21 protein-coding genes are annotated in these 24,775 nt (G+C 63.2%); 13 read left to right on the plus strand and 8 right to left on the minus strand.

The features are described from left to right. Positions 1–37: 37 nt before the first annotated feature. The 5 genes from ACZ5IU_RS09765 to ACZ5IU_RS09785 all read left to right on the plus strand — a co-directional run bounded on the left by ACZ5IU_RS09765 (position 38) and on the right by ACZ5IU_RS09785 (position 3,922). Positions 38–613: an MCP four helix bundle domain-containing protein gene (locus tag ACZ5IU_RS09765; protein WP_464416748.1), complete on the plus strand. Its 576-nt coding sequence runs from the start codon at positions 38–40 to the stop codon at positions 611–613. Positions 614–699: 86 nt separating this feature from the next. Further along, the gene (locus ACZ5IU_RS09770; protein ID WP_464421882.1) at positions 700–1,293 is read left to right on the plus strand and encodes a hypothetical protein; all 594 of its coding nucleotides are present in this window, start codon (positions 700–702) and stop codon (positions 1,291–1,293) included. Positions 1,294–1,339: 46 nt separating this feature from the next. Beyond that, complete coding sequence (locus ACZ5IU_RS09775; protein ID WP_464416750.1) at positions 1,340–2,656, plus strand: amidohydrolase; 1,317 nt, start codon at positions 1,340–1,342, stop codon at positions 2,654–2,656. Positions 2,657–2,660: 4 nt separating this feature from the next. Beyond that, positions 2,661–3,479 carry a DUF3100 domain-containing protein gene (locus ACZ5IU_RS09780; protein ID WP_464416752.1) on the plus strand — a complete coding sequence of 273 codons (819 nt, stop codon included), beginning with the start codon at positions 2,661–2,663 and terminating at the stop codon, positions 3,477–3,479. Next, complete coding sequence (locus tag ACZ5IU_RS09785) at positions 3,476–3,922, plus strand: hypothetical protein (protein ID WP_464416754.1); 447 nt, start codon at positions 3,476–3,478, stop codon at positions 3,920–3,922. The genes ACZ5IU_RS09780 and ACZ5IU_RS09785 overlap by 4 nt, the downstream gene beginning before the upstream one ends. A 119-nt stretch (positions 3,923–4,041) precedes the next feature. Here the strand turns inward: ACZ5IU_RS09785 and ACZ5IU_RS09790 are convergent, their stop codons facing one another. After that, the gene (locus ACZ5IU_RS09790) at positions 4,042–4,179 is read right to left on the minus strand and encodes a hypothetical protein (protein WP_464416756.1); all 138 of its coding nucleotides are present in this window, start codon (positions 4,177–4,179) and stop codon (positions 4,042–4,044) included. Positions 4,180–4,599: 420 nt separating this feature from the next. Between ACZ5IU_RS09790 and ACZ5IU_RS09795 the strand changes: the two genes are divergently transcribed. Further along, entirely contained in the window at positions 4,600–6,426 is a 1,827-nt protein-coding gene (locus tag ACZ5IU_RS09795; protein WP_464416758.1) for a diguanylate cyclase, read from the plus strand. On the opposite strand, the gene ACZ5IU_RS09800 is transcribed toward ACZ5IU_RS09795, so the two are convergent. From ACZ5IU_RS09800 to carA, 3 genes are all read right to left on the minus strand, one after another. Continuing rightward, positions 6,423–6,965 (minus strand): GNAT family N-acetyltransferase, encoded by a 543-nt coding sequence (locus ACZ5IU_RS09800; protein WP_464416760.1) that lies wholly within the window; start codon positions 6,963–6,965, stop codon positions 6,423–6,425. The genes ACZ5IU_RS09795 and ACZ5IU_RS09800 overlap by 4 nt on opposite strands. Before the next feature lie 125 nt (positions 6,966–7,090). Then, positions 7,091–10,321, minus strand: coding sequence for a carbamoyl-phosphate synthase (glutamine-hydrolyzing) large subunit (carB, locus tag ACZ5IU_RS09805; RefSeq protein WP_464416762.1), 3,231 nt, complete (start codon positions 10,319–10,321; stop codon positions 7,091–7,093). Further along, positions 10,299–11,387 (minus strand): glutamine-hydrolyzing carbamoyl-phosphate synthase small subunit, encoded by a 1,089-nt coding sequence (carA, locus tag ACZ5IU_RS09810; protein WP_464416764.1) that lies wholly within the window; start codon positions 11,385–11,387, stop codon positions 10,299–10,301. Before carA ends, carB begins: the two co-directional genes overlap by 23 nt. 453 nt (positions 11,388–11,840) lie before the next feature. On the opposite strand from carA, the gene ACZ5IU_RS09815 reads away from it, so the two are divergent. The 3 genes from ACZ5IU_RS09815 (at position 11,841) to ACZ5IU_RS09825 (ending at position 16,491) form a co-directional block, all read left to right on the plus strand. Continuing rightward, a complete protein-coding gene (locus ACZ5IU_RS09815) occupies positions 11,841–12,272 on the plus strand; it encodes a response regulator (RefSeq protein ID WP_464416766.1) in 432 nt (143 codons plus the stop codon). A 128-nt stretch (positions 12,273–12,400) separates the two neighbouring features. After that, positions 12,401–14,443 (plus strand): methyl-accepting chemotaxis protein, encoded by a 2,043-nt coding sequence (locus tag ACZ5IU_RS09820; protein ID WP_464416768.1) that lies wholly within the window; start codon positions 12,401–12,403, stop codon positions 14,441–14,443. Positions 14,444–14,865: 422 nt separating this feature from the next. Next, positions 14,866–16,491 (plus strand): HD domain-containing phosphohydrolase, encoded by a 1,626-nt coding sequence (locus ACZ5IU_RS09825; RefSeq protein WP_464416770.1) that lies wholly within the window; start codon positions 14,866–14,868, stop codon positions 16,489–16,491. A 31-nt stretch (positions 16,492–16,522) separates the two neighbouring features. On the opposite strand, the gene ACZ5IU_RS09830 is transcribed toward ACZ5IU_RS09825, so the two are convergent. From ACZ5IU_RS09830 to ACZ5IU_RS09845, 4 genes are all read right to left on the minus strand, one after another. Next, positions 16,523–18,478 (minus strand): diguanylate cyclase, encoded by a 1,956-nt coding sequence (locus ACZ5IU_RS09830; protein ID WP_464416772.1) that lies wholly within the window; start codon positions 18,476–18,478, stop codon positions 16,523–16,525. A 259-nt stretch (positions 18,479–18,737) separates the two neighbouring features. Beyond that, entirely contained in the window at positions 18,738–19,601 is an 864-nt protein-coding gene (gene citG, locus ACZ5IU_RS09835) for a triphosphoribosyl-dephospho-CoA synthase CitG (protein WP_464416774.1), read from the minus strand. Beyond that, entirely contained in the window at positions 19,598–20,116 is a 519-nt protein-coding gene (gene citX / locus ACZ5IU_RS09840) for a citrate lyase holo-[acyl-carrier protein] synthase (RefSeq protein WP_464416776.1), read from the minus strand. The genes citG and citX overlap by 4 nt, the downstream gene beginning before the upstream one ends. A gap of 4 nt (positions 20,117–20,120) precedes the next feature. After that, entirely contained in the window at positions 20,121–20,945 is an 825-nt protein-coding gene (locus ACZ5IU_RS09845; protein WP_464416778.1) for an IclR family transcriptional regulator, read from the minus strand. A 167-nt stretch (positions 20,946–21,112) separates the two neighbouring features. Between ACZ5IU_RS09845 and ACZ5IU_RS09850 the strand changes: the two genes are divergently transcribed. From ACZ5IU_RS09850 to ACZ5IU_RS09865, 4 genes are all read left to right on the plus strand, one after another. Next, positions 21,113–22,003, plus strand: a complete 891-nt coding sequence (locus ACZ5IU_RS09850; RefSeq protein ID WP_464416780.1) for an isocitrate lyase/PEP mutase family protein — start codon at positions 21,113–21,115, stop codon at positions 22,001–22,003. A gap of 21 nt (positions 22,004–22,024) precedes the next feature. Continuing rightward, positions 22,025–22,915, plus strand: coding sequence for an NAD(P)-dependent oxidoreductase (locus ACZ5IU_RS09855; protein WP_464416782.1), 891 nt, complete (start codon positions 22,025–22,027; stop codon positions 22,913–22,915). Between the two features lie 88 nt (positions 22,916–23,003). Further along, positions 23,004–23,672 (plus strand): RraA family protein, encoded by a 669-nt coding sequence (locus ACZ5IU_RS09860; protein ID WP_464416784.1) that lies wholly within the window; start codon positions 23,004–23,006, stop codon positions 23,670–23,672. Positions 23,673–23,792: 120 nt separating this feature from the next. Further along, positions 23,793–24,743: a TAXI family TRAP transporter solute-binding subunit gene (locus tag ACZ5IU_RS09865; protein ID WP_464416786.1), complete on the plus strand. Its 951-nt coding sequence runs from the start codon at positions 23,793–23,795 to the stop codon at positions 24,741–24,743. The last annotated feature ends 32 nt before the right edge of the window (positions 24,744–24,775 follow it).

Here is a 24,775-nt window from a genome sequence, read left to right on the forward strand (position 1 = left end):
CGATCTTCGAAGAAAGGCCAAGAAGGAGGAGTCGGTCGTGCGGTGTTTCGTGAACCTGAGTACGAGAGCAAAGATCCTCTTTCTGATCGCGCTTGTCTCTGTACTCCTCGGATGTGTGGGGTATACGGGATATTTCTACGGCACGCGGATCGCTGCTAATTCCAGAGTCATGTTCTCTTCTCGTATTCAGCCGATCGGATGGCTTTTCGACAGCCTCGTTCACGGCAGGGCCATTCAGGGGGATATCTGCGCGCTTCTGCTTACAGTCAACGCGCAGGAAAACCAGGCACTCCTCGCCGACATCCAGCGAAGGAAAAAGACCGTCGAAGAGAATTTCTCGAGTCTCGAGAAGAGCCTCTCGGGAGCGGAGGAGACGGAACGAATCGCCAGGATGCGTCCTCTTGTGGGGCGCTTCGACGCCGCATGTGAGAAGACCGTCCGATCGGCCATGGCGAATCTCAACGAACAGGGGTACGCGCAGTTTACGAAAGACGCGCTTCCGATCTTCACCGAATATCAGAAGGAAGTCCGGGACTTTGCGGAATACGAACGCGTATCGGCCAAAGGATTGAATACGGCGAGCGAGAGAATGCCGCGACGGCGATCCACCTGATCGTCTGGATCTCCCTCGGCGCGATCATCCTCGCCGTCGCTTTCGGTCTTTGTATCGCCTCCAGGATATCGAAACCCCTGAACCGTCTGCGCGATGGCGTCGGTCGCTTCGCTGCGGGAGATCCCGCCGCGAAGTTCGAATCGGAAGGAAAGGACGAGATCGCCAGAATGGGGGCCTCGCTCGAAGAGATGGCCGACAAGTCCGGCGCGGGCGCCGAGGAAGAGGTCCGGAAGCTCGCAGAGGAGAGCGACGGGGCGGCGAAGAAGATCGCCGATCTTGCGTCTTTGTCCGTCGGACTTCGGAAGCTCGTGGGATTCTTCCGTCTGGAGAAAAACGAAGGCGGCCGGGGATTGATACCCGTCGAAGAACGCTGGAAAAAGCCGCCGGCGTCTCGATCCGATGCCCGAGTGCGTTCGGCGGACGTTCGAGAAGGTTGCGCGCGATCCGGAAGTGTACGCCGTCATGAACGGGCCGAGCGAGTTCCACGTCACCGGAGTGATCCGGGATTGGGATATCGTCGCGAGGCTCGGAGAGATCCGCATTCCGACGCTCGTCGTTTCGGGGAGACACGACGAGGCGACTCCGGCGATCGCGGAAACTTTCCGCATCGCGGAGAGTCCACGTCGCTGTATTTTCGACGAAGACATGCGGGGAATTCCTCTCACTTCATGATAGGATAAAGTGTATACCGGCAATGCTAACAGGGAACGGCATGGAGGTGTCGGCATGGATGGTCGCGCGCTGAAGGAAGAGGTCTGCCGGCGCATCGACGGCAGGAAGGACGAACTGCTCTCGCTCGTACGGGATATCGGCGAACATGCGGAACTGGGGTTCAAAGAGGTCCGGACGTCGGCTCTCGTCGCGGAGTTTCTCGGAAATCTCGGGCTTCCCGTACAGACCGGGCTGGCGCTCACGGGCGTGAAGGCGCGCCTCGTGGGGAGTTCCGAGGGGCCGACCGTTGCGGTGCTCGGCGAACTCGACGGCGTCATCAGTCCGGACCACCCGCAGGTCGTGAAGGGGACGAACGCGGCGCACGCGTGCGGGCACAACCTTCAGCTCGGTGCGATGCTCGGCGCGGCTGCGGGGCTCGCGGGCGTCGCCGGAACGCTCGATGGGAACGTGTGCTTCATGGGTGTCCCGGCCGAGGAGTTCATCGAGATCGGCGAGCGCATGGAGCGTCGCGCGCGCGGAGAGATCCGGTTTCTCGGCGGCAAGCAGGAGCTCGTCGCGATCGGGGCGTTTGACGATGTCGATATGGCGATGATGGTCCACGCCGGGACGAACGTCCCGAAACCCGGGTTCATGCTCGGAAAAACGGGAAACGGCTTCGTCGCGAAGACGATCCGGTACACGGGGAAGGCCACGCACGCGGCGGCCGCGCCGCACGAGGGGATCAACGCGCTCAACGCCGCCGTGATCGGGATCAACGCGGTCCACTCGATGCGCGAGACGTTCCGCGACGACGATCACGTTCGCGTGCACTTCATCATCACGAAGGGCGGGGACTCCGTGAACACGATCCCCGCGGACGTCCGTCTCGAGGCGTACGTCCGCGCGAAGAGCACCGCGGCGATCGACGCGACGCACGCGAAGTTCGACCGCGCGTTCCGTTCAGGCGGCGACGCGGTCGGCGCCAAGACCGAGATCGTGACGATTCCGGGGTACCTGCCGCTCGCGTGTTCCGATCGTCTGAACGAGGTCTTCGCGGCGAACGCGGCGGCGCTCCTGTCGAAAGACGATGTCGTCATCGGGCCGCATTTCGACGCGTCGACGGACATGGGGGATATCTGCCACATCATGCCCGCGATCCACCCGTATTTCGGAGGCGTCACGGGCGCGCTGCATTCGGGGGACTTCAGGGTCGTCGACTTCGAGGCGGCTGTGGTGCTTCCGGCGAAAGTCATGGCCATGGCGGTGATCGACCTTCTGGCCGGCGGGGCGGAAGGGGGGAAGGACGTCATGCGGCGTACTCCCCCGCTCATGAGCCGCGAAGAGTACATCCGGAATCTTGACCGGTATTTCGCGATGAAAGGGGCGGAATAAAGTGGTGGACGGAATACGCAACTGGAAGAATCATATCCTCGTACTCATTCTCGTCATAGGGGCCGAGTATATCGGCATCCACTCGTTCAAGGTCGGGATCGGGACGATCGTCCTGCTCCCGATGCTCTACGCGCTCGCCGCGGGTGCGCTGCTCGGGCCGAAGTTCCTGAAGCTCGTGAAACAGAAGGACATGGTCGAGGCCGGAAGTCTCATCGGCGTGACGCTGATGCTTCTCATGGCCCGCTACGGGACGCTCGTGGGTCCGAACCTTCCGATGATCCTCAAGACGAGCCCCGCGCTCATCCTTCAGGAGTTCGGCAACCTCGGGACGGTGCTGATCGGCATCCCGGTCGCGGTCTTCCTCGGACTCAAGCGCGAGGCGATCGGCGCGGCGCACTCCGTCGCGCGGGAACCGAACGTCGCCCTGATCGGCGACATATACGGTCTCGACGGAGCCGAGGGACAGGGTGTCATGGGCGTCTACATCTGCGGAACGGTCTTCGGCACGATCTTCTACGGCCTGATGGCGACCGTGACGGCGGCGCTCGGAATCTTCCACCCGCTCGCGCTCGGAATGGCGTCCGGCGTGGGAAGCGCGAGCATGATGACGGCGTCGGTCGGATCGCTGAGCGCCGCGTACCCGCAGCTCGCGGACAAGATCCAGGCGCTCGGCGCGGCGAGTAACATGCTCTCCGGCCTCGATGGCATCTACATGTCGCTCTGGATGGCGCTTCCGATGTCCGAATGGCTCTACAGGACGTGCTACCGAATGAAATACGGGCAGCTCCCCGACAGACCCGTCTATAAGGAGGTCCGTTCATGAAGACTCTCGAGGTTCTCGCGGTCCTCGTCATCGTCGCGATCATGTCGCTCGCCGCGAATCTCGTTGGGGCGAAGATTCCCGTTCAGGACGCGCTCCCCGGAATGGCGGTCCTGATAGCGATCTGCATCGCGGGCGTTCTCTGCGCGAAGCATATTCCGGTCCGCATTCCGTCGGTGGCCTATATCGTGACGCTCGCCTGCATCCTGACCTATCCGGGCTTCCCCGGAGCGGCGACGATCTCTGCGTGGGTCAAGAAGGTGAACTTCCTCGCGCTGACGACGCCGATCCTCGCCTACGCCGGAATCGCGCTCGGCAAGGATCTCGACATGCTCAAGAAGACGGGCTGGCGGATCGTCGTCGTCTCCTTCGTCGTTTTCATCGGGACGTACGTCGGTTCGGCCGTCATCGCGCAGGTCGTCCTCAAAATGATCGGGGAGATCTGAGGACGAAATCGGCGCGATATGCGGCGAGCGTTTCCGCTTGGAACGAGGAGGGCTTCCCGCGTTCGCGGGGAGCCCTCCTCATGTATCCGACCTGATTGAACTCTCCCGATTCCGTCGGGTTACGCCTTCAGTGGGAGCGGGTTGAAGCCTTTCGAGATGAGGTACGCCATGACCGCCGCGATGACGTTGTTGACGCAGATCATGTTCGCGATCGCGGCGCCGCACACGTTCAGTCCGGCCGTTCGCCTGCGACGCATGGCTCTTCTCTCCTGAGGGGAACTGGTTGTGAACCGCTCTCGAGGACGCTCGCATCGGGAACCCGAAGAGTGTGCGAACATGGCGATTAAGAACAAAAAACCACGCACCACACACCTCATGAAGCCTCAAGGTGCAAAGCAGATTCCGGGAAATGGCTTCATCCCGTCTTCCGAAGTATTGCATTATTAAATAGCACTATAAAAATGTCAATGTCCTGTTTTGTTGTATAATACAGTAAATACGGAACATTGCAGAATATGCGACTGAGCGTTGCGGTCGCTTGCCGCTCGCTTATCGCTCGCGAAAGATGCGGGCTGTTCCTGCACTCCGTTTCGTATTACACTATCGAAAAGGCCGAAACGTGCCTCGGGTGTTCCGAAGCGTTTCCGGTTTCCGTCGAGGCTGCGGGAGGGGTGTTCGTGTCGGGTCGGTTCCGTTTCCTGTTCCGGGTGATCGCAGGCCTTTTTCTCGTCGTCGCATTGTTCCCTTTCGCCGCGGTTCGGGCCGATGCGGAGGCGACGGTCACGTCGACGCGTCCGGGACCGCTTCGCGTCGTCCTCGACGACAACTACCCGCCGTTCATCTTCCGGGACGGGAGCGGAATATTGCGGGGGATCCTCGTCGATCAGTGGCGTCTCTTCGGGGAGCGTGCCGGAATCCGAGTCGAGCTGTTCGGCATGGACTGGAGCGAAGCCCTGTCCCGGATGGCTTCCGGAGATTTCGACGTTATCGATACCGTCTTCCGGAGCGAGGACCGCGAGCGCGTCTTCGACTTCTCGGAGCCCTACGCTCCGATCGACGTCCCGATCTTTTTCAGGTCGGAGCTTTCCGGAATTGCCGACGCATCTTCGCTTCAGGGGTTCCGGGTCGCCGTGAAGAAGGGGGATGCCGCCATCCGGTTTCTTGAAAGTCACGGCGTCAGGGATCTCGTCGAGTATGATAGTTACGAGAAGATCGTCACGGCCGCGCGTTCCCGCGACGTTGCGGTCTTCGTCGTCGACGAACCGCCCGCCCACTATTTCCTCTACCGGTTCGGGCTGCGCGAGGATTTCCGGCAGTCGGAACCTCTTTACGGAGGATTCTTCCACAGGGCCGTCCGCAAGGGAGACGTCGCGACGATGCGACTTCTCGAGACGGGGTTCTCGGCCATCACGGACGCGGAATATCGCGAGATCGACCGGCGGTGGATGGGGGATCCCCTCGGGAACGGAGGAACGATCAGGGCATTTCAGATCGCCTTCGTCGTCGCGGGAATCGTGGCCGTCATCCTGCTCGTCATCGTCGGAACGCTTCGAAAGATGGTCAGGATCAGGACGGAAGCGCTTCAGGAGCAGATGGAGCTCGCGCAGGCGCGGGCCGAGGAACTGAAGGAGAGCGAGGACCGCTACCGCCAGCTCTTCGAGATGGAGTCGGACGCCATCTTCCTGATCGAGGACGACGGCGGACGGATCCTCGAGGTGAACCGCGCGGCGGAACTCCTCTACGGCTATTCGCGCGAGGAACTCCTCGCGTTCAGGAATACGGACGTCTCCGCGGAACCCGACGAGACGACGCGTGCGACGCTCGAGGGCATGACATCGATTCCCACGAGGTGGCACCGGAAGAAGGACGGAACGGTCTTCCCGGTCGAAATCCGCGCGACGCACTTCGACTGGAGGGGGCGGCGGGTCCACATCGCCGCGATCCGCGACATCACGGAACGGGAGGCGACCGAGGAACAGCTCCGTTTCCTGAGCTTCCACGACGCCCTGACGGGGCTGTACAACAGGACCTACTTCGAGGAGGAACTCGACCGGCTCGACCACCGGCGGACCGGAGCCGTCGGACTTCTCGTGGCGGACGTCGACGGCCTCAAGCTCGTGAACGACACGCTCGGGCACGGCCAGGGGGACGCGCTTCTCGTCGACACGGCCCGCGTGCTCGAGAACGTCGTCCGGAAGACGGATATCGTCGCACGGATCGGCGGGGACGAATTCACGATCCTGCTTCCGGGAGCCGACGAGAGCCTGATGGAGCATATCGTCGGCCGGATCGGGGAGGCGCTCCGCGATCGCGGCGCGCGCGCCGGCACGAATTCCCTCGCCGTTCCGCGTCTCTCGCTCGGATGGGCCATGTCGGCCGACCCGGCGACGCCGATGCGCACGGCCTTCCGGGTCGCCGACGACAGGATGTACCGCGACAAGCTCCACCGCAGGAAGACGGGGTGCGGCGCGTTTCTGTCCGCGATCGCGGATCTTCAGGGCTAGATCCCGTCGTTGAGAAGGACGTAGTGGAGGTGGTCCTCCCAGACCCCGTTGATGCGGAGGTACTTCCGGCTCAGGCCTTCGAGCGTGAAGCCGAGTTTCTCGACGACCCTGCGTGAGCGGACGTTCCTCGGAATGATATTCGCCTCGATCCTGTGGAGTCCCATCGATCCGAACGCGATCCGGATAACCTCGCCGAGTGCCTCGGTCGTGTACCCTCTGTTGATCTCCGCGGAATCGAGACGGCAGCCGACGAAGCACGAAAGGAACGCCCCCCGGACGATGTTCGAGAGTCCGATATACCCGATAATCCTGCGTTCGCCCTTCTTCGAGATGTGGAGCTTGAGCGCGCTCTTGCGCCTGTGGTCGGCGTGTTCCGACCGGATGATTTCGGCGACCGACTCCGGTGTGTAGTATGACTCCTCGCGGATCGGTTCCCACCCGGCGAGAAAGTCGCGGTTCCGCGAAAGGTAGTCGAGCAGAAGGGGGGCATCCCTCCTGGAAATGGAACGCAGGACGAGCCGATCGGTTTCGTAGCGCACGCGATTCACCTCGGATCGGGATGATGACACTCTTCGAAGACCCATTATACGATGCGGGAAACGGAACGGAGCCGGGCCGGGGTCATACCGGTCCGGCTCCGTTCCGTGCGCGACCGGGGGCGTTGTCAGGCAGACGCCGGTTCGTCCCGGAGCTTTCCCGAGTATTCGTCGAGCGCGTTCACCGAGATCCGCCCCGGGTCGACGAAACGGTCGATCACCTGGAGCATGGCCTCGACCGTATCGAGCGACGTGATGCAGGGGACGCCGTACTCGATCGCGGTGCGCCGGAGCAGGAAGCCGAATCGGTCCGGGATTCTGCCGCGGGTCGGCGTGTTGATGACGAACGAGATCCGGTTGCCGACGATCTCTCCGATGGCATCGCCGCGCGGGACGAGTCGGACCGGAACGCCCCCGCCCGCGAGCGCCGCGTGCGTGTCCTCCGTCGCGCAGAGGTCGTACCCTCGTTCCGCGAATGCGCGCGCGATCCGGACGCACTCGGGTTTGTCGCGGTCGGCGACCGAGAGAAGCACCCGGCCTGACGGAGGGATCGAGAGCCCCGAAGCGAGGAGCGCCTTGTAGAGCGCCGTCCCGTAATCGGCGTCCACGCCCATGACTTCTCCCGTCGATTTCATTTCGGGGCCGAGGAAGGTGTCCACGTTCGTCATTTTCGAAAACGAGAAGACGGGTGCCTTGACGGCGACGAATCCTGTCTCCGCCGCGAGCCCGGGCGCGTACCCGAGGCTCCGGATCGTCGCGCCGAACATCAGCTTCGTCGCCACGTCCACCATCGGGATTCCCGTGATCTTGCTCATGACGGGAACCGTCCGGCTCGCGCGCGGATTGACCTCGATCACGTGAACGCGTCCGTGCGCGTCGAGAACGAACTGGATGTTGAAGAGCCCCACGATCCGGAGCGCCGCGGCGAGACGTCCGGCGTACGAGACGATCGTGTCGATCGTCTCGGCGTCGAGCGTTCGGGGCGGGTAGACGGCGATGCTGTCGCCGGAGTGGACGCCCGCGCGCTCGAAGTGTTCCATGATCCCAGGGATCAGGATCTCGGAGCCGTCGCAGATTCCGTCCACCTCGACCTCTCTGCCGGGGATGTACCTGTCGATCAGGACAGGGTGTCCCGTCGAGAGATCCACGGCGCGTCCCATATATTCCGCGAGTTCCGAATCTCCGTAGACGATCTCCATCGCGCGTCCTCCGAGGACGTACGACGGCCGCACGAGAACGGGGTATCCGATGCGTCCGGCGATGTCCAGAGCCTCTTCGACCGATGTCGCGCTGCCTCCAGCGGGAAACGGGATCCCGAGGCTCGTGAGGAGTTCGAGGAATCGCTCGCGGTCCTCGGCCATGTCGATGCTCTCGACGGATGTCCCGAGAATCCGGATGCCCTCGGCCTGGAGCTGCGCGGCGAGGTTGATCGCGGTCTGGCCGCCGAACTGGACGATCACGCCTTCGGGGCGTTCTCTGGCGATGACGTCCATGACGCACTCCTTCGTGAGAGGCTCGAAGTACAGTCTGTCGGACGTGTCGAAGTCCGTACTGACGGTTTCCGGATTGTTGTTGACGATGATGGACTCGATCCCGAGTTCCCGCAGGGCTCGGACGGAATGGACGCTGCAGTAGTCGAACTCGATGCCCTGTCCGATCCGGATCGGTCCCGACCCTATGACGAGCGCCTTGCGGCGGTCGGACACGCGGACGTCGTCCGTTTCCTCGTAGGTGGAGTAGAAGTAGGGAGTGACGGCCTCGAACTCCCCGGCGCACGTGTCGACGATCTTGAAGACCGGGTTGACCGGGAATTTCCGGCGGAACCTCATGACGGAATCGAGCGGGACGCCGGCGAGGTTCGCGATGTACGAGTCGCCGAAGCCGATTTTCTTGGCCCTGGAGTACAGATCGTAGTCGAGCCGGAGAAAGCCCGAGTCCCGGATCTCCTCCGCGAGCCGGACGACGTTCTCGAGCTTTCGGACGAAGAACTCGTCGATGCGGGTGACGGAAACGATTTCTTTGACGGTGACGCCCTTCTGGAGCGCCTTGCAGATCGCGAAGACGATCTGGTCGTTGTGTCCCTTCATGAAATCGAGAAGCTGTTCGCGGGAGAACGGCTCGAAGAGGCTCAGTCCGAGCTGGTAGTCGAACTTGACGTCGAGCGAGTCGATGGCTTTGAGCAACGATTCCTCGAACGTCCGCCCGATCGCCATGACCTCTCCGGTCGCCTTCATCTGCGTGCCGAGCGTCCTGTCGGCGCCCGCGAACTTGTCGAACGGCCAGCGCGGGACCTTCGTCACGACATAGTCGAGCGCTGGTTCGAAACACGCAGACGTCGTCCCCGTGACGGGGTTCCTGATCTCGTCGAGGGTGAGCCCCAGTGCGATCTTCGCCGTGACGCGCGCGATCGGATACCCGGTCGCCTTCGACGCGAGCGCGCTCGACCGGCTGACTCGGGGATTGACCTCGATCACGACGTATTCGAAGCTTTCCGGGTTCAGCGCGTACTGGATGTTGCATCCGCCGCAGATCCCGAGAGCCCTGATGATCCGGATCGAAGCGGACCGGAGCATCTGGTATTCGACGTCCGACAGCGTCTGGCTCGGCGCGACGACGATGCTGTCGCCGGTATGGACGCCGACCGGGTCGAAATTCTCCATGTTGCAGATGACGATGCAGTTGTCGGCGCCGTCGCGCATGACCTCGTACTCGATCTCCTTCCACCCGGCGACGCTCTGTTCGAGAAGCACCTGCCCGATCATGCTGAGCTTGAGTCCCTTGCCGCAGATGTAGCGGAATTCATCGAGACCGCGGGCGATGCCCCCTCCCGTTCCGCCGAGCGTGTAGGCCGGGCGCACGATGATCGGGAATCCGACTTCGGCCGCGAAAGCGACGGCAGCGTCCATGTTCGTGACGATCGTGCTGTGAGGAACCTTTTCGCCGATTCCGACCATCGTCTTCTTGAACAGTTCGCGGTCTTCCGCCTTTCGGATCGAGTCGAGCGATGTCCCGAGAAGTTCGACGCCGAATTCGTCGAGAATTCCGTCCTCCGCGAGCCGGACGGCCATGTTGAGCCCCGTCTGTCCACCGAGGGAGGCGAGAATCCCGTCGGGGCATTCCCGCCGGATGATCGCCTTCACGTACTCGGGCGTGATCGGCTCGATGTAGACCCGGTCCGCGATATCGGCGTCCGTCATGATCGTCGCCGGGTTGCTGTTGACGAGAACGACCGATATGCCCTCTTCCCGGAGCGCCGTGCAGGCCTGCGTGCCGGAGTAGTCGAATTCGGCCGCCTGACCGATCGTGATCGGTCCGGAACCGATCACGAGAACCTTCTCAATATCCGTTCGCCGAGGCATGGCAATCCTCCACGAGAGAGAGAAAGTCGTCGAAAATCGACGCGCTGTCGCGCGGTCCCGGAGCGGCCTCCGGATGGAACTGAACGCTCAGGATCGGCAGGGACGCGTGGCGGAATCCTTCGACCGTTCCGTCGTTGACGTTCACGTGCGTGATGGCGACGTCGTCGGCGAAGCCGGCCCCAAGCGCGTAATTGTGGTTCTGGGACGTGATCGCGCACCGGCCCGTGACGAGGTTTTTCACGGGATGGTTGCCGCCGTGGTGCCCGAACGGAAGCTTGTAGGTCTCGCCGCCGAGCGCGAGGCCGAGAAGCTGGTGTCCCAGACAGATCCCGAGGATCGGACGAGTCCCGATCAGGGAGCGGACCGTGTCGAGGCATGTCGGGATATCGCGCGGATCCCCGGGGCCGTTCGAGAGTACGACGCCGTCGGGCGCGCACGCGAGAATCTCTTCGGGCGTCGAGAACGCCGGGAAGACCGAGAGCGCGCAACCGCGGGACGCGAGCGATCGCAGGATCGATTCCTTGACGCCGAAGTCGAGGACCGCGAGGCGCTTTCCTTCTCCGGGGACGAAGCGAGGTTTCGCCACGGTCACTTCGGCCACGAGATCCCGACGGACCGATTTCGCCGTCGCGAGTCGTTCCATGAGAACGGACGCGTCGCCGCGTTCGGACGATATGATGCCGAACATGCTTCCCCGAACGCGAAGGTGACGCGTCAGCGCGCGCGTATCGACCCCGCGGATGCCCACGATGCCGTGTTCGCGGAAGTAGTCCGCGGGGCGTATCGTGCTCCGCCAGTTTCCCGGGCCGTCGCAGAGCTCCTTGACCACGAAGCCCTCGACGCGCGGCCGCGATGACTCGACGTCGTCGTCGTTGAAGCCGTAGTTCCCGATCAGGGGATAGGTCATCGCGACGATCTGTCCGTTATAGGAAGGATCGGTCAGCGTCTCCTGATATCCCGTCATCGCCGTGTTGAAGACCACCTCGCCCGCGCTCGTCCCGGTCCGGCCGAACGCCGTTCCGGTGAAAAACGCCCCGTCCTCGAGAAGAAGCACCGCCTTGTCCATGTCCGTATCGCTCCCCAAGTTTCACCCGCTCTTCGGGGTGGTAAACTTCAGGACATTATAACACGAAAAATAAAATTAGGTATATTGTCATTTCGGGAAGAAAGGTTCGGAATCCGACGGAAACTTCGCACTCGCTGCAGAGACACCGGTCTGCTGGCAAAATGCCCACCGCGTAAAATATCGCTCCGGGAAAAATGCAATAGTTTACACAAGACAACGACTTTCACGAGATGTAGTATTACCGGTCGCACGGAACCGGACCATCGGTTTTTCATTAGGGAACTACCGCTTCGCTGTTCTTCTTTTCGTTATTCTCTCCCCGCTCGCGAAGTGACGATACAGAACGGACCGGAACGGAACGGGAGAGACGCACGGTGCGCGCCATGGATGCCCGTGCGATATGGAATGCTGTTCGGTTGCGTCGGGCGGCCGGACGAGGGAGTGGGTCGACGGGTGGAGAGCCGGAACGTTCCAGGGGAGGAAGCGGGTCGGGATTCGATACGCGTTCTGATCGCGGGGCCCGATCCGATGGTCATGTATATCGTCGGACGATGCGTGCAGCGCAACGGAGGGTTTGTCTGCGCCGGGAGGGCGTTCACCTGCGAGGAGATGAAGGACGAGCTGCGGCGCGCCTCTTTCGATATCGTCCTGATGGAGCCCGCGATGTCGCGGCGCGGAGATCTCGAATCGGTCAGGATCGTCCAGCGGTTCAGCGATTCGATGATGATCGTCCTGAGCCGCGTCGCCGACATCGCCGCGGAGTGGGGGATTTCCCGGACGACCGCCTGGCGCTACCTGGAGTACCTCGCGGCGTGCGGGTTCCTTTGCAGGACGGTGTCGTTTCGCTCCGTGGGGCGGCCCGCACAGCTCTATCGGTTGTTGTGACGCGGCGTGAAAAAAAGTGGAAATAACGGAAACATAGAGAAAGAAAACTGGTCGAAGCGATACTTTTCCGTAATATAGTGGAAACACAAAAGATCTCAAGAATCCTGTGTGCGACGGAGGGATAGGGGTTGACGATTCGGGGCAAGCTTCTCGGAATGGCGGTCGTCGTTCTCGTCGTCATAGCGACGATGGCGGGCGTGACGTACTATCGCGGGGCCTCCATGATGCGCGATCAGGTGGACAGGGCCGGAATGGAGATCGTCAGAGGCGCCGCGGGCAATATCGACGGACTCTGCAATACGGTCGCCGGAGTCGTCCGCGCCGCGGCGGATTCCGTTCGTCACGCGTATTCGCAGCTCGACGTCAGGGACGAGGACGGCATCGAACGAATCCTTTCGTCGGTGCTCCGGAGCGCCGCGGAAAGCGGCGTCTCCGATATCTACATGGGGTACGAGGCGACCGGGAAGCTTTCCGACGGGCTCGGATGGAAGGAACCGGCGGACTACGACGCCCGTACCCAACCGTGGTACAGGGAGGCCGTGGCGGCGGGAAAGGGGAAGGTCATCTTCACCGACCCGTACGTCAGCCAGATCACGAAGAAGCTGGTCGTTTCGGTGGCGACCGCGCTGTACGAGGACGGCGCGCTCCTGGGCGTCCTGACGGGAGATATGGATATCGCGGGGTCGAACGAATCGATCGCGAATCTCCGGATTTTCGGCAAAGGCTACGGAATGCTGCTTCTCAGGGACGGGACCGTCGCCGCCGGTCCGGAAAAGGACGATATCCTCAGGGCGAATCTCGCGAAGGACGAGAAGTTTCCCGAAACGCTTCGTTCGGTCGCGAAGAAGATGATCTCCGGGGAGGCCGGGTTCGAAACGTACGCCTACCGGGGCGAGGAGAAACAGATGTTCTACGCCCCGACGCAACGGGGGTTCTTTCTCGGCATCCAGTATCCCGTTTTGGAGATCGCGTCGACGGTCCGGGGGCTGACGACGATTCTTCTCGTGATCGCGGCCGTCGCCCTCGTCGTGACGGGCGGCGTCATCTTCGTCATCGCCAGGGGACTCACGAAGTCCATCGGATCGATGGAACGGGTAACCGAAAAGCTCGGCGACGGTGACCTGACGGTCCGTTACGACGACTCGGGAAAGGACGAGATCGCCCATATCTCGCAGATCCTCAACGCCATGGTCGCGTCGCTGCGGGATGTCATGACCTCGATCCGGAAGGAATCCGAGGAAACGGCGAAACGCGCCGAAACCCTCGCGTCGCTTTCGGAGGAGACGCTCTCCTCGATGGAGGAGGTCTCGGGATCGATCGAGAAGGTTCGCGAGATGATGGAGCACAGTTCCGCCGCGCTGGAGGAGGCGAACGCGTCGATCGAGGAGATCGCGTCGAGCGCCCAGTCCGTCGCGAAGACGTCCGGCGACGGGGCCGAGAACGCGGCGCGGGCGTCCGCCTCGGCAGGCACTTCCGTGAAGGAAGTCGACGAAGTCATCGGCAACATCAGGAACGCCGCGGGGGAATCGGCGAAGAGCATCGATCGGATCAGGGCGCTCGCGAAGTCGGTCGAGGACATCTCGGGATTCGTGACGACGATAACGTCGATCGCGGACCAGACGAACCTTCTGGCGCTGAACGCGGCGATCGAGGCGGCGAGGGCCGGAGAGGCGGGACGGGGCTTCGCGGTGGTGGCCGAGGAGGTCAGGAAGCTCGCGGAGGAATCGGCGCGGGCGGCGAACGAGGTCAACAAGCTGATCGACGGACTCCAGAGGCACTCCGGCGACTCGATTTCCGCGACGGAGAACACGGGCAGGATCCTCAACGAGACCATGAAGCGGGCGGCCGGGACGCAGGAGAAGCTCAAAGGGGCTGTTTCGGAAATAGCGCGCGTCGCCGACGCCGTCCAGAGCATCGCGGCCGTATCGGAAGAGCAGGCGGCCTCGAGCGAGGAGATGTCGAGCGCGATCCAGAGCGTGACGGCTTCGGCGGGAGAGATCGTCGAGTCGGTCGATTCGATCAGATCCGCGTCCGTCGAGACGACGAAGGCTGCCGAGGGGATCGCGACGGAGGCGCAGGACATGGCCGCGACGGCCGAGAAGTTGCAGAAGCTCGTCGGACGCTTCGTCCTCGGCGACGCGGTCCCGAACGGACTCGTGCCGAAGAAATAAATAGGCCACAGTGCGGAACGCTTCGTTGCCCGGAGCGTTCCGCACTTTCGTTATCCGCTGTCCGCGCGCCCCGATGAAGGAGATGCCGTCGCATATTCTTCACATGGTTTTCCCAATGTCGCTCTTTTTCCCACGCAGCCGGGCGCTCTCCCGCCGCTCGAACCGGAGGGAGGTTTCGTATCGGTCTGCCTCCTGGCACATACGGCGCGTACGCATGGGAAGGCCTCTCGTCCTTCTCGCCGAACCGGATCCGACGGTTGCCTTCATGACGGGGCAATTTCTCCGATGCGGCGCTTCGGCCGGACGTCCTGTCGCCGTATACGAGCACCTGAAAGAGGGGATGGGGAACGATGGATCGGCATCGGCCGGAATGCCCCCGGTGCCGGGGAATTCTTCGTCGTTCGGGAGGAGGAGAGCCAGCCGTGCGGGAAGGGCCCGGAAACGCCGGTTCGGTGATGCGCGAAGAATACGAATGCCTCGTGGGGCCGAGGTGCGTGATCTGGAGCGCGTCCTGTTTTCTTGACGACGGACCGTCCGATGTCCGATACCTCGCCGGTCGCGCGTGCCATCGCGTGTTCCGGCGAAGGGAAACCCCGTGTCCCGAATGCCCGCTGTATCTCGAGGAGCCGTCGTTTTTCCACGTGCACGCGTTTCAGGACGGGAATGCCTTCGACTGTACGGCGCGATCGGTCGTCGGCGATCTCGTGTGGTCCATCCCTCTGGAAACGAACCCGTTGTCGTTCGTTCCCGTCGGCGTCTGCGTCGCGGACATGACGGGACGCCCGCTGTTCTGGAACGCCGAATGGCGCCGGATCACGGGGGAAATCGCGTATACGCGCTCCCTGCCCGCATGGATGAGAAACGCGGGGGGCAGGCCCGTACGCGTTCGCCGCGACTCCCGGAAGCGGACATCGTCCGTGGTGTCGATCAGGAACGACACCGGGATCTTCGCCCGAATACCGGGGGAGTACCGGTGTTTTCTGGCGTGGGATGACGGAACGTCCGGCGGGAGATGCGGAACGGACGAGACGGATGCGCTCACGGGACTCCGGACGCGGGCGTCATTCGACGGGATCCTGCGCGAGGCGGACGGTTCGCCGGAAACGCTTTCGGCAAGTCTTCTCGCGCTCGATATCGACGGACTGCAGACGATCAACGACGTGTTCGGGACCGACAGGGGAGATGCGGTTCTCCGCCATATCGCGGATGTCCTTCGCGGCGCGTGTCGTGCGAAGGACGTCATCGCCCGGATCGGAGAGGACGAGTTTTGCGTGCTTCTGCCAGGCGTCGGTCCCGACTTTGTGAGGGGGATAAGCGAACGCATCTCGGCGATTGCCGGGTGTCCGACGGAAGGGATTCCGTACGGCTTTTCGACGGGATGCGCTTCGCGGACGACGGGAGAACGCCCGATGAGCGAGCTGCTTCAGATCGCGGAAGAGCGTATGCTCAGACAGAAGCGCGGCAGGCGGGGATCGATGCACAACGCTCTGCTGCAGACGATCGAGACGATGATGGAAGAGACGTCGCGGGAGACGAAGGGACATGCCGACAGATTGCGCGCGCTCTGCGCCGGAATCGGGAAGGCGCTTCGGCTCGACGACGCGGGGCTCGAAATTCTGGATCTCGTCGCACGACTCCACGACATCGGAAAGATATCGGTCCCCCTGAGTATTCTCTCGAAGTCGGGGCCCCTGTCGGAAGAGGAATGGCGGGTGATCCGGAGACATCCGGACGTGGGCTTCAGGATCGCGCGCGCCTCGTCGCCGGATATCGCGTCGGCGGCGGACGGAATCCGGGGACATCACGAACGGTGGGACGGAACGGGATATCCCCTCGGACTCTCCGGTTGGGCCATTCCGCTTGCGGCCCGCATCGTCTCGATCGCGGACGCCTACGACGCCATGCGGAGCGAGAGACCGTACAAACCCCCGTTCGGCGAAGCGCGGGCCCGCGAAGAACTGGTCCGGTGCGCCGGAAGCCAGTTCGACCCGGATCTCGTTCCCGTTTTTCTGGAAGTTCTCGACATCCTCCGCGGACCGGGCGTATAGTTCCCCCTCCCCGGCGTCCGACGGGACGCGTTCAGTCCCCGAGGATCCCGTTGCCCCCCGCCGCCTTCGCCCGATACAGCGCCTGATCCGCCCGTCGGTACAGCGATTGCGAGGAGTCGTCGCGTCCCCTGAAGAGGGTGAATCCGATGCTGATCTTCGGCGAGGCGACGCTTCGCTGATTCCCGACAAAACCGCCCGCCCGGCTCAGGGACTCGATCCGAAGGCGGATGCGTTCGAGCGCCGCTTGGGCGTCTTCCCGGAAGCTCTCGGGCATCAGGATCCCGAACTCCTCGCCGTCGAGGCGTCCGACGCGGTCCTCCGCTCTGAGCTCCTCCCGGATCGCCTGCGCGACGTCCATGAGGACGAGGTCGCCGGTATCGTGGCCGAACGTGTCGTTGATTTCCTTGAAGTGATCGAGGTCGGCGATCGCGAGGACCAGCGGGTATCCGTGGCGGAGGCTCCGGGAGATCTCGCGCCGGAGCGTTTCGAGAAACGCGTGCCGGTTCATGATCCCCGTCAGGGGATCGACTTCGCTCGTTTTTCTGAGTTCCGATTCGACCGAGCGGATCCGAAGGAAGGCACCGGCCATGTCGGCGGTCGTCCGCAAGAGACGGAGCGTCTCTTCGTCCCAGGCGAAGTCCGGCTGTACGGAGGCGACGCCGAGCGTCCCCCAAATGGTTCGCCCTTCGGACACCGGAAGGAACAGAAATGTGTGAGCGTTTCCCGGCGAGACATCGGGCAGCGCGTTCAGGATCGCGTCCCTTCCGAGGAGGACGTTCTTTCCTTCCTTCAGGGAGTCGATGAACGGAAGAAGGGAACGTCCTACGGGAAGGCGGGCCGGCGTCGGGGATTCCGCGCTCGCGTGCGGAGGGACGTCGCGGGACTCGGCGATGACGTGGAGGCACTGACCGCCCGCCGAATCGTTTGCCGTTTTTCCGCCTTCGCGAGCGACGATGCGGACGATGGCGCACCACGGACTGCCCGATGCCTCTCGAAGACGAACGCACGTCCGCGAGAGAACGTCTTCGGCGCCGCGGTGGCTCAGCAGGATGCGCGCGATTTCGGAGACTGCGGTTTCGTGTCCGAGCAGGCGCGAAAGTTCCCGCTGCCTGGACCGCAGGGCCGCGCTCGTGCGGGCGATGCGGATGATGCCGCAGGTGAACACGAGCAGGACCAGAAGTCCGATGCCGAAGGCCCAGTATGTCCAGTTCGGGATGAAGGTGAGATCCTCGTCGTAGAGCCAGCGCCGCTGGAACGTGTAATAGGGGGATTTCGCGTCGCCGATCATGTCGGAAAGGCGTCGGTCGAGCGCCGCGAGAAGGTCCGGGTTCCGTCCCTTCGTCGTGGCGAAGAAGACCCGGCTCGGCGAAAAGACGAGCGGCGTTCGGAGAAGATGGTGCTTCCGGGCCAGGGGAAGGTTGATGGCGTATTCGGCGAGGACGCCGTGGGCGTGTCCCTTCGAGACCGCGTCGAAGGCCTCCCCGATCGTCGCGAAGTCGAGGACCGGGACGTCCATCTTCAGCTGTTCCGCAATCTTCCGGAGTTCGGATATTCCGATGAAGCCCCTCTGGGCCGCGATCGTCCGGCCTCGAAGGTCGAGAATGTCGAGAAACGATTCCCCTGGGTGCATGAAAATCGTGAACCACGTACCGTAGTGGGCGATCTTCGAAAAGTCGAACTGGGCCGTCAGGCGCGGCGTCGGAGTCATGCTCGCGAGATCGATCTCTCCCGAAGCCAGGCGGGAGACGAGCCTCTCGCCCGGAGCGGAAACGAAAGCGAGATCCCAGCCTTCTTCCCCGGCTACGGCCTGAAGAAGATCGACGAAGAACCCACGAAAGGCTCCCAGTTCGTCGCGAAAAAACAGCGGCCGGAGTTCCACCATGCCGTAGACGACACGACGCGGCATTCCGGTTGCGATCCGGGATGTCGCGAACAGGCAGAGAAACAGGAAAAACGACACTGCGAGAACGCGCCGCAATTCAATCATGAAAAAAACGGACTTCGCTCCGCGGACGAATGCCGCCGTCCGTTCCATCCAGGATCGGAGCGTGTACAGACGATCGAAAGCATCGCAGACATCCCTTCATGCAAAAAGCGAATTCATTATCCCCTGAAGTCCGGACGCGTGCAAGACGATCGTTCACGATCGGGAAATATTCAATCCGTAAAGAGAGGCGTCCGAAGCGGAAAGAAGAATGAAAAACAATAGTTTTTTTAATAAACTATTGAGTCCTTTTCGGCTGCGCTCAGACGAAAAAATACAGCATGAAGGCGACGGCGAGAAGGTCGGCGCTGCCGCCGGGACTGATGTCGCGTTCCATGAAGGCGCGTTCGGCCTCGGCGAGCAGGAGCCTTCCCTCCGCCGTGGACATTCCCCCCGCGGCGAGAATTTTCCTCGCTGTCGCACGCATGAACTCGAGCCCTTCGATTCCTGCGCGGTGGACGACGTTCGTGTCGTCCGAGCGCGTCATGATGACGCAAAGCGTGTCGGTTCCGGCTTCGGCCGGAGATCGTCCCGAATCCAGCGCTTCGCGGAGGAAGGGCAACGCGTGCCGGACGACGGTCGGGAACCCGAGTTCCGCTTCTCCCCTGACGCCGGTGAGGCCGTGGCTCAGGTAGAGCCGTTCCCCGGCGGTGAGTGGCCTGGAGGGGGGGGTGACGAGGAGAGACGCGAGTTCCCGTTCCACGATCCCTCCGACGATTCCTGAGGCGACGGCGCTGAGTCGCTCCGGAGAGGCCGGTTCCTCCCGCGATGCGAGCAGGCCGACGGCCGCGCACAGGATGGCGAACGAAAAGAGAAGCCCCTTGTGGGTATTGACGCCGCCCGTCGCGCGGAACATCGCCCGTTCGGCGCGGCGTCCGATCCGGCGGACGACCGGAAGCAGGTCGCCAGGAGCCGCGGCCCTGCGGCGAAAACCGGCGCGGACGAAGAGCGGCATCCACGGAGCGAGCGCGACGGCGCTGTCGATGAACGTGAACCGCGTCATGTCGCGGTGCGCCCCCGCGTCGAACGGACCGACGAGCCCAGGCTTCGGATGGACGGCCGTTTCGTAGAGCATCGCCCGGAGCGCCCGATCGCGGACCGTCCGCTCGAGGAGACTCAGCCTCATCGTTCGGGCGGCAGCGCGAGCACACGATCGATCGCGTCCAGAAGATCCGCGAGCGGGTGTGTCCGGTCGCGCGCGCAGAGACGCGCCGGAAGCGGGCAGCACAGACAGGAGCGCTCCGGCAGTCCGAGACCCTGTCTCGACACGGGGATCCCTTCGGGATCCAGAACGTCGATGTCGAAGCACCTTCCCCACGGGTGGGCGCTTTCGAACCCGACGGCGCGGCGCTTCGCGTCCGCCGCGTCGATGCGGGTCGCGAAGTGCGCCTCGGTTCCGGCCATGCCTTCGATGACGCCGAGATGCCGGATACCGGAGTCGATCTCGCTCCAGAACGCGGCGAACGCCGAAACGAATGTCCGGAAGGCGTGGGTGTAGCGTTCCGGACTCTTGTCGGGCCCCGGAATGTTCATCGTGACGGTGAGAATGGCGCGTCCGTATCGTTTCGCGAAGTCCAGGCGCCGGCGAGTCCGTTCCTCCCTCGCGTCGAGAATCGCCCTGAAAGAATCGAGCGGTTTCACGGAGTCATTCCCCCTTCCCGTCGTTCGCGGCTTCCGGTCGTGGAAGCGTCGTTCCCTCCTCGAGATCGGCGCCGAGACGGAGCGAAATCGCGCGGGCGCTTTCGAGGGCCGCGGGGACCAGTTCGGCGATCATCGGCTCGGTGAACCTCGGAATCGGCCCCGAGACGGTCAGGCACGCGACGGGCGCGTTGCTCGCGTCGAATATCGGCACCGCGACCGAGGAGACCCCCTGTTCGCGTTCCGCCGTACTCATCTCGTATCCCCGGGTCCGGACGATTCGAAGGCGTTCCTCGACCTTCGCGGGATCGACGAGCGTATTCGGCGTCAGCGGGGTCGAGTCCCTGAGGACCGCCGCGACCTCGTCGGCTGACATGAACGCGAGAAAACATCGTCCCGAGGCTCCGGCCCAGAGGGGGAAACGGTCGCCGAGTTTCGCGGATCGCTTGAGATTGTGCGAACTTTCGAGCTGTTCGTAGCAGACGCGGATGCGCCCCTCGCGCAGGTAGAGATTGACCGTTTCGTTGAAACGCCGCCTGAGTTCCTCCATGTAGGGAAGCGCGACCGTCCGCAGCGCCCCGCTCCGCTTCGCGAGAGAACCGAGATAGTAGCAGACGGACCCGAGGCGGAGCTGCCTCGAACTATCGTCCCTGTCGAGGAACCCCGTCTCGACGAGCGCGGAGACGATCCGAGACGCCGTGGAAAGCGGCAGGGAGAGCTTCGCGGCGATCTCGGAGACGGAGAGCGCCGGTGTGTACCACGAAAAGCAGGTGAGGACGGAAAGTCCCTTCTTGAGGGCGGCCGTGCCCCCTTCGTGTTCGGATGATCGCATGACATGTCTCCTCCGCTTCTTCTTCGCTGCGCGCCGCCGGGTGTCGGCCCGCACGCATCAGAATATTCCCTTTTGCCGGATTGACAAGCCCTTGGGATCAGGTATTATAAATATACCATATATTGAAAATAACTTCCATATATTGGAAGTTTTTCAAGGAGGCTCCGATGAAGAAGAGTACGATTCTCCGCAGGATTCTGAAGGAACGGCGGGCGGTTCCGGCGCCGGGGGCGCATGACGTGATCTCCGCGAAGCTCATCGAGCGCGCCGGTTTCGAGATCATCCAGGTCAGCGGGTTCGGCCTGGCCGCGACGTATCTCGGGCTGCCCGACATGGCGTTCCTGTCGTCGACGGACATGCTGAACTTCACGCGCAACATCGTCGACGCCGTGTCGATCCCCGTCATGGGCGACGCCGACACGGGATTCGGCAACAGCATCAACGCGATGCGCGTCACGGAGCAGTACATCAAGGCCGGAGCCGCCGGAATGAACATCGAGGATCAGGTCTTTCCGAAGCGGTGCGGCCATATCGAGGGCAAGACGATCGTTCCGACGGAGGAGATGGTCCTGAAGATCCGCGCGTGCTGCAAGGTGCGCGACGAACTCGACCCCGACTTCATCATCAACGCGCGTACGGACGCGATCGCGGTCGAAGGCGTCGACGGGGCGATCCGGCGCGGAAACGCGTACGCCGACGCCGGCGCCGACATGATCTTCGTCGAGGCTCCCCGGTCGGTCGAGGAGATCGGCCGCGCCGTCAGGGAGATCAGGGCGCTCGTGAGCATCAACCTCTTCGACAACGTCGAGGGCGGAAAGACGCCGCTCGTCCCCGTGAAGGACCTCGCGGCCATGGGCGTCGCGCGCGTGAGCATCCCGGTCGGAACCACGTTCGCGGCGATGCGCGGCGTCGAGAAGTACCTCGAAGCCATCAAGGGGGGACAGCTCGCTCCCGGCCGGACCGATCTCGTCGCCACCTTTACGGAGTTCAAGGACCTGGTCGGCGTGCCGAAGTTCCGCGAGCAGGAGAAGGAATTCCTGCCGAAGTTCGTCGAGTAGACGCGGAACGAAGGTGACTGCATGAGCGGAGTTCTGGGCTTCATCGGTTTCGGCGAGGTCGCCTACCACATGTCGAAGGGCCTGGAGGGGGCCGGGTGGGGCGACATCGTCGGGTTCGACGCCGCGCTTTCGAACGACGGCGCATATGCGGACACGATCCGGTCCCGAGCGGCGGAAGCGGGCGCGGTCCTGTGCGATTCGCTCGCCGACATGCTTGCGCGCGCGGACGTCGTTATCGCCGCGGTTCAGGCGAAGTACGCGCCGCAGGCCGCTCGGGACGCGCTGCCGCTCATGCGGGCCGGGCAGTTCTACGTGGACGTCACGACGGCGAAACCCGCCTCGAAGCGCGAGATGGAAGACGCGTTTTCGGCGCGGGGAATCCGGTGCGTGGACGGAGCGATGCTCGGCCCCCTGCCGGTCAACGGACACCGCGTGCCGATCCTCGCGTCCGGAGCGGCGGCGGCCGAATGGGCCGCGATGATGGCGCCCTACGGCATGAAGATCGAGGTCACGGAGGGACATGCGGGAGCGGCGTCGGCGATCAAGCTCGTCCGCAGCGTCTTCATGAAGGGGCTCGAGGCGCTTCTCGTGGAAACCTTCCTGTTCGCGCGCCGGAGCGGGGCGGAGGATATCGTCCTCTCGTCGCTCGCGGCGACGCTGAACGTCCCGTTCGAGAACACGGCGCAGCGGATGATCGCGGCGGACCTCGTCCACGCGGAGCGGCGCGCGTTCGAAGTCGAGGAGTCCATCGGGCAGATGCGCGACGTCGGCGTCGAGCCGATCATGGCCGAGGCGATCGTCCGGCGGCTGAAGAAGTCCGCCTCGCTCGGAACGCGCGAGGAACTCGGAGGCGTCGCTCCGAAGACGCTGGCGGACGTGTACGGAATCTGGCAGAAAAAGAACTATTGCTGATCCCGTCAGAACGGCGCGTTCTTCGGTGAACGGGGAACGCGGCAGAGAAAGGGAAGAGTGAGATATGTCCGTAGGATTCCGCGTGTATATGAAACGAAATACGCCGCCGAGGGAGCTGGTCGAGGCGTTCCGCTCGATTCCGGCCGCGAACGTCGCGGACTGCATGGGACGGCATTTCGCGATGCATCCGGAGATTCGTCGAATGACGCTCGCCGGGGAGTCGAATATGGTCGGCGTCGCGCTGACCGTGAAGACGTGTTACGGCGACAACCTGATGATCCACCAGGCGTTCGACATGGCGGGCGAGGGGGACGTCGTGGTCGTCTCCAACGAGGGCGGGCGGAACCGTTCTCTGATGGGCGAGATCATGGTGCAGTACGCGAAGCGGAAAGGGTTGGCGGGAATCGTTCTCGACGGCCCGATCCGCGATGCGGGCGCCATCGCCACGGCGGGACTCCCCGTCTACGCGACGGGCTCGACGCCCGGCGGCCCGTACAAGGAGGGACCGGGAGAGGTGAACGTTCCGATTTCGTGCGGCGGGGTCGAGGTTCACCCCGGGGATATCGTCGTCGGCGACGAGGATGGCGTCATCGTCATCCCGCGGCGCGACGCCGAGCGCGTCTTGCGCGAGGCGCAGGAGTTCCAGAAGAGCGATACGGCGAAGCTTCAGGCGGCGATCGACGGAACGGCGGACCGCGGTTGGGTCCGCAAGCAGCTCGACGCGAAGAAGTGCGAGTTTCTCGACGAGGCGTTTTGATCCCGAAGCGTTCTGCACGGTGGTCTTCGGGCTTTGTGCGTATCGTCGGAAAGTGCGGATTCGTTTTTCCCCGGTGCGGGGCTCGAAACGAATGGAATCCAATTCAAGGGAGGGTGTGCAATGAAGCGGAGTTTGGGAGCACTTGCGGCGGCGATGGTTCTTTTGGCGGCCTCGTCCGCTCCGGCGGCGGATGTGTTCGTCCGGATCGGAACGAGTACGGTGGGCGGCGGATTCTACCTGATCGGAAATACGATCGCGCAGCTGGGAACCGCGAAGGTGAAGGACATCAACTTCACGGCCGTCACCGGCGGATCTGTCAAGAACTGCATCAACCTCGGGACGAAGGAAATTGAACTCGGAATGGTGCAGTCGTCCACGGTGAACGACGCGTGGAACGGAACGGGCTCGTTCAAGGACAAGCCGATCAAGACGCTGCGCTACGTGACCGCGATCTATCCGATGCCCGCGCACATTCTCGTGAACACGGACGCGGGGATCAAGAGCATCGCGGACTTCAAGGGCAAGAAGGTCGACTACGGCTCCGTCGGACAGGGGATCGAGGTCAACACGCGCGAGTTCATGTCCGTTTACGGCCTTGCCGACGCGGACGTGACGGTCGAACGCTTCGGTCGCTCCGAGGTCGAGGAGGCGCTCAAGACCGGCGACTCCCAGGCCCACATCTGGACGACGAACGCGCCGAACGCGCAGGTTTCCGACATGATTCGCTCCGGCAAGGTCGGCCTGATTCCGATCGAGACCGCCAAGGTCCACGAGATCGTCATGAAGTTCCCCCACTACGCTCCGGCGGTCATCCCGGCGGGGACCTATCCCGGGTACGACAAGGACGTCCAGGTCGTCGCCGCGATCGGTTCGCTGCTGACGTACGAGGATATGCCGGAGGACGTCATCTACAAGATCACGAAGATGCTCCACGAAAACGTGCCGTTCCTTCGCGAGCGCCTGAACTACTTCGCGAACTTCGAACTGAAGACGGCCCTCGACGGAATGGCCGTTCCGCTTCATCCGGGCGCGAAGAAGTATTACGTCGAAAAGGGGCTCCTGAAGGAATAGAAAGGATATACGACGGGGGAGGGAAACGTCTC

It is taken from the genome of Lactivibrio alcoholicus (assembly GCF_055390895.1).

Bases quoted from the DNA above. Each gene is read 5' to 3' on its own strand.
- ACZ5IU_RS09785 (WP_464416754.1), top strand. From the start codon at position 3,476: ATGAAGACTCTCGAGGTTCTCGCGGTCCTCGTCATCGTCGCGATCATG.
- ACZ5IU_RS09860 (WP_464416784.1), top strand. From the start codon at position 23,004: ATGAAACGAAATACGCCGCCGAGGGAGCTGGTCGAGGCGTTCCGCTCG.
- ACZ5IU_RS09850 (WP_464416780.1), top strand. From the start codon at position 21,113: ATGAAGAAGAGTACGATTCTCCGCAGGATTCTGAAGGAACGGCGGGCG.
- carA (WP_464416764.1), bottom strand. From the start codon at position 11,387: ATGGACAAGGCGGTGCTTCTTCTCGAGGACGGGGCGTTTTTCACCGGA.
- ACZ5IU_RS09830 (WP_464416772.1), bottom strand. From the start codon at position 18,478: ATGATTGAATTGCGGCGCGTTCTCGCAGTGTCGTTTTTCCTGTTTCTC.
- ACZ5IU_RS09865 (WP_464416786.1), top strand. From the start codon at position 23,793: ATGAAGCGGAGTTTGGGAGCACTTGCGGCGGCGATGGTTCTTTTGGCG.
- ACZ5IU_RS09775 (WP_464416750.1), top strand. From the start codon at position 1,340: ATGGATGGTCGCGCGCTGAAGGAAGAGGTCTGCCGGCGCATCGACGGC.
- ACZ5IU_RS09845 (WP_464416778.1), bottom strand. From the start codon at position 20,945: ATGCGATCATCCGAACACGAAGGGGGCACGGCCGCCCTCAAGAAGGGA.
- ACZ5IU_RS09855 (WP_464416782.1), top strand. From the start codon at position 22,025: ATGAGCGGAGTTCTGGGCTTCATCGGTTTCGGCGAGGTCGCCTACCAC.
- citG (WP_464416774.1), bottom strand. From the start codon at position 19,601: ATGAGGCTGAGTCTCCTCGAGCGGACGGTCCGCGATCGGGCGCTCCGG.
- ACZ5IU_RS09790 (WP_464416756.1), bottom strand. From the start codon at position 4,179: ATGCGTCGCAGGCGAACGGCCGGACTGAACGTGTGCGGCGCCGCGATC.
- carB (WP_464416762.1), bottom strand. From the start codon at position 10,321: ATGCCTCGGCGAACGGATATTGAGAAGGTTCTCGTGATCGGTTCCGGA.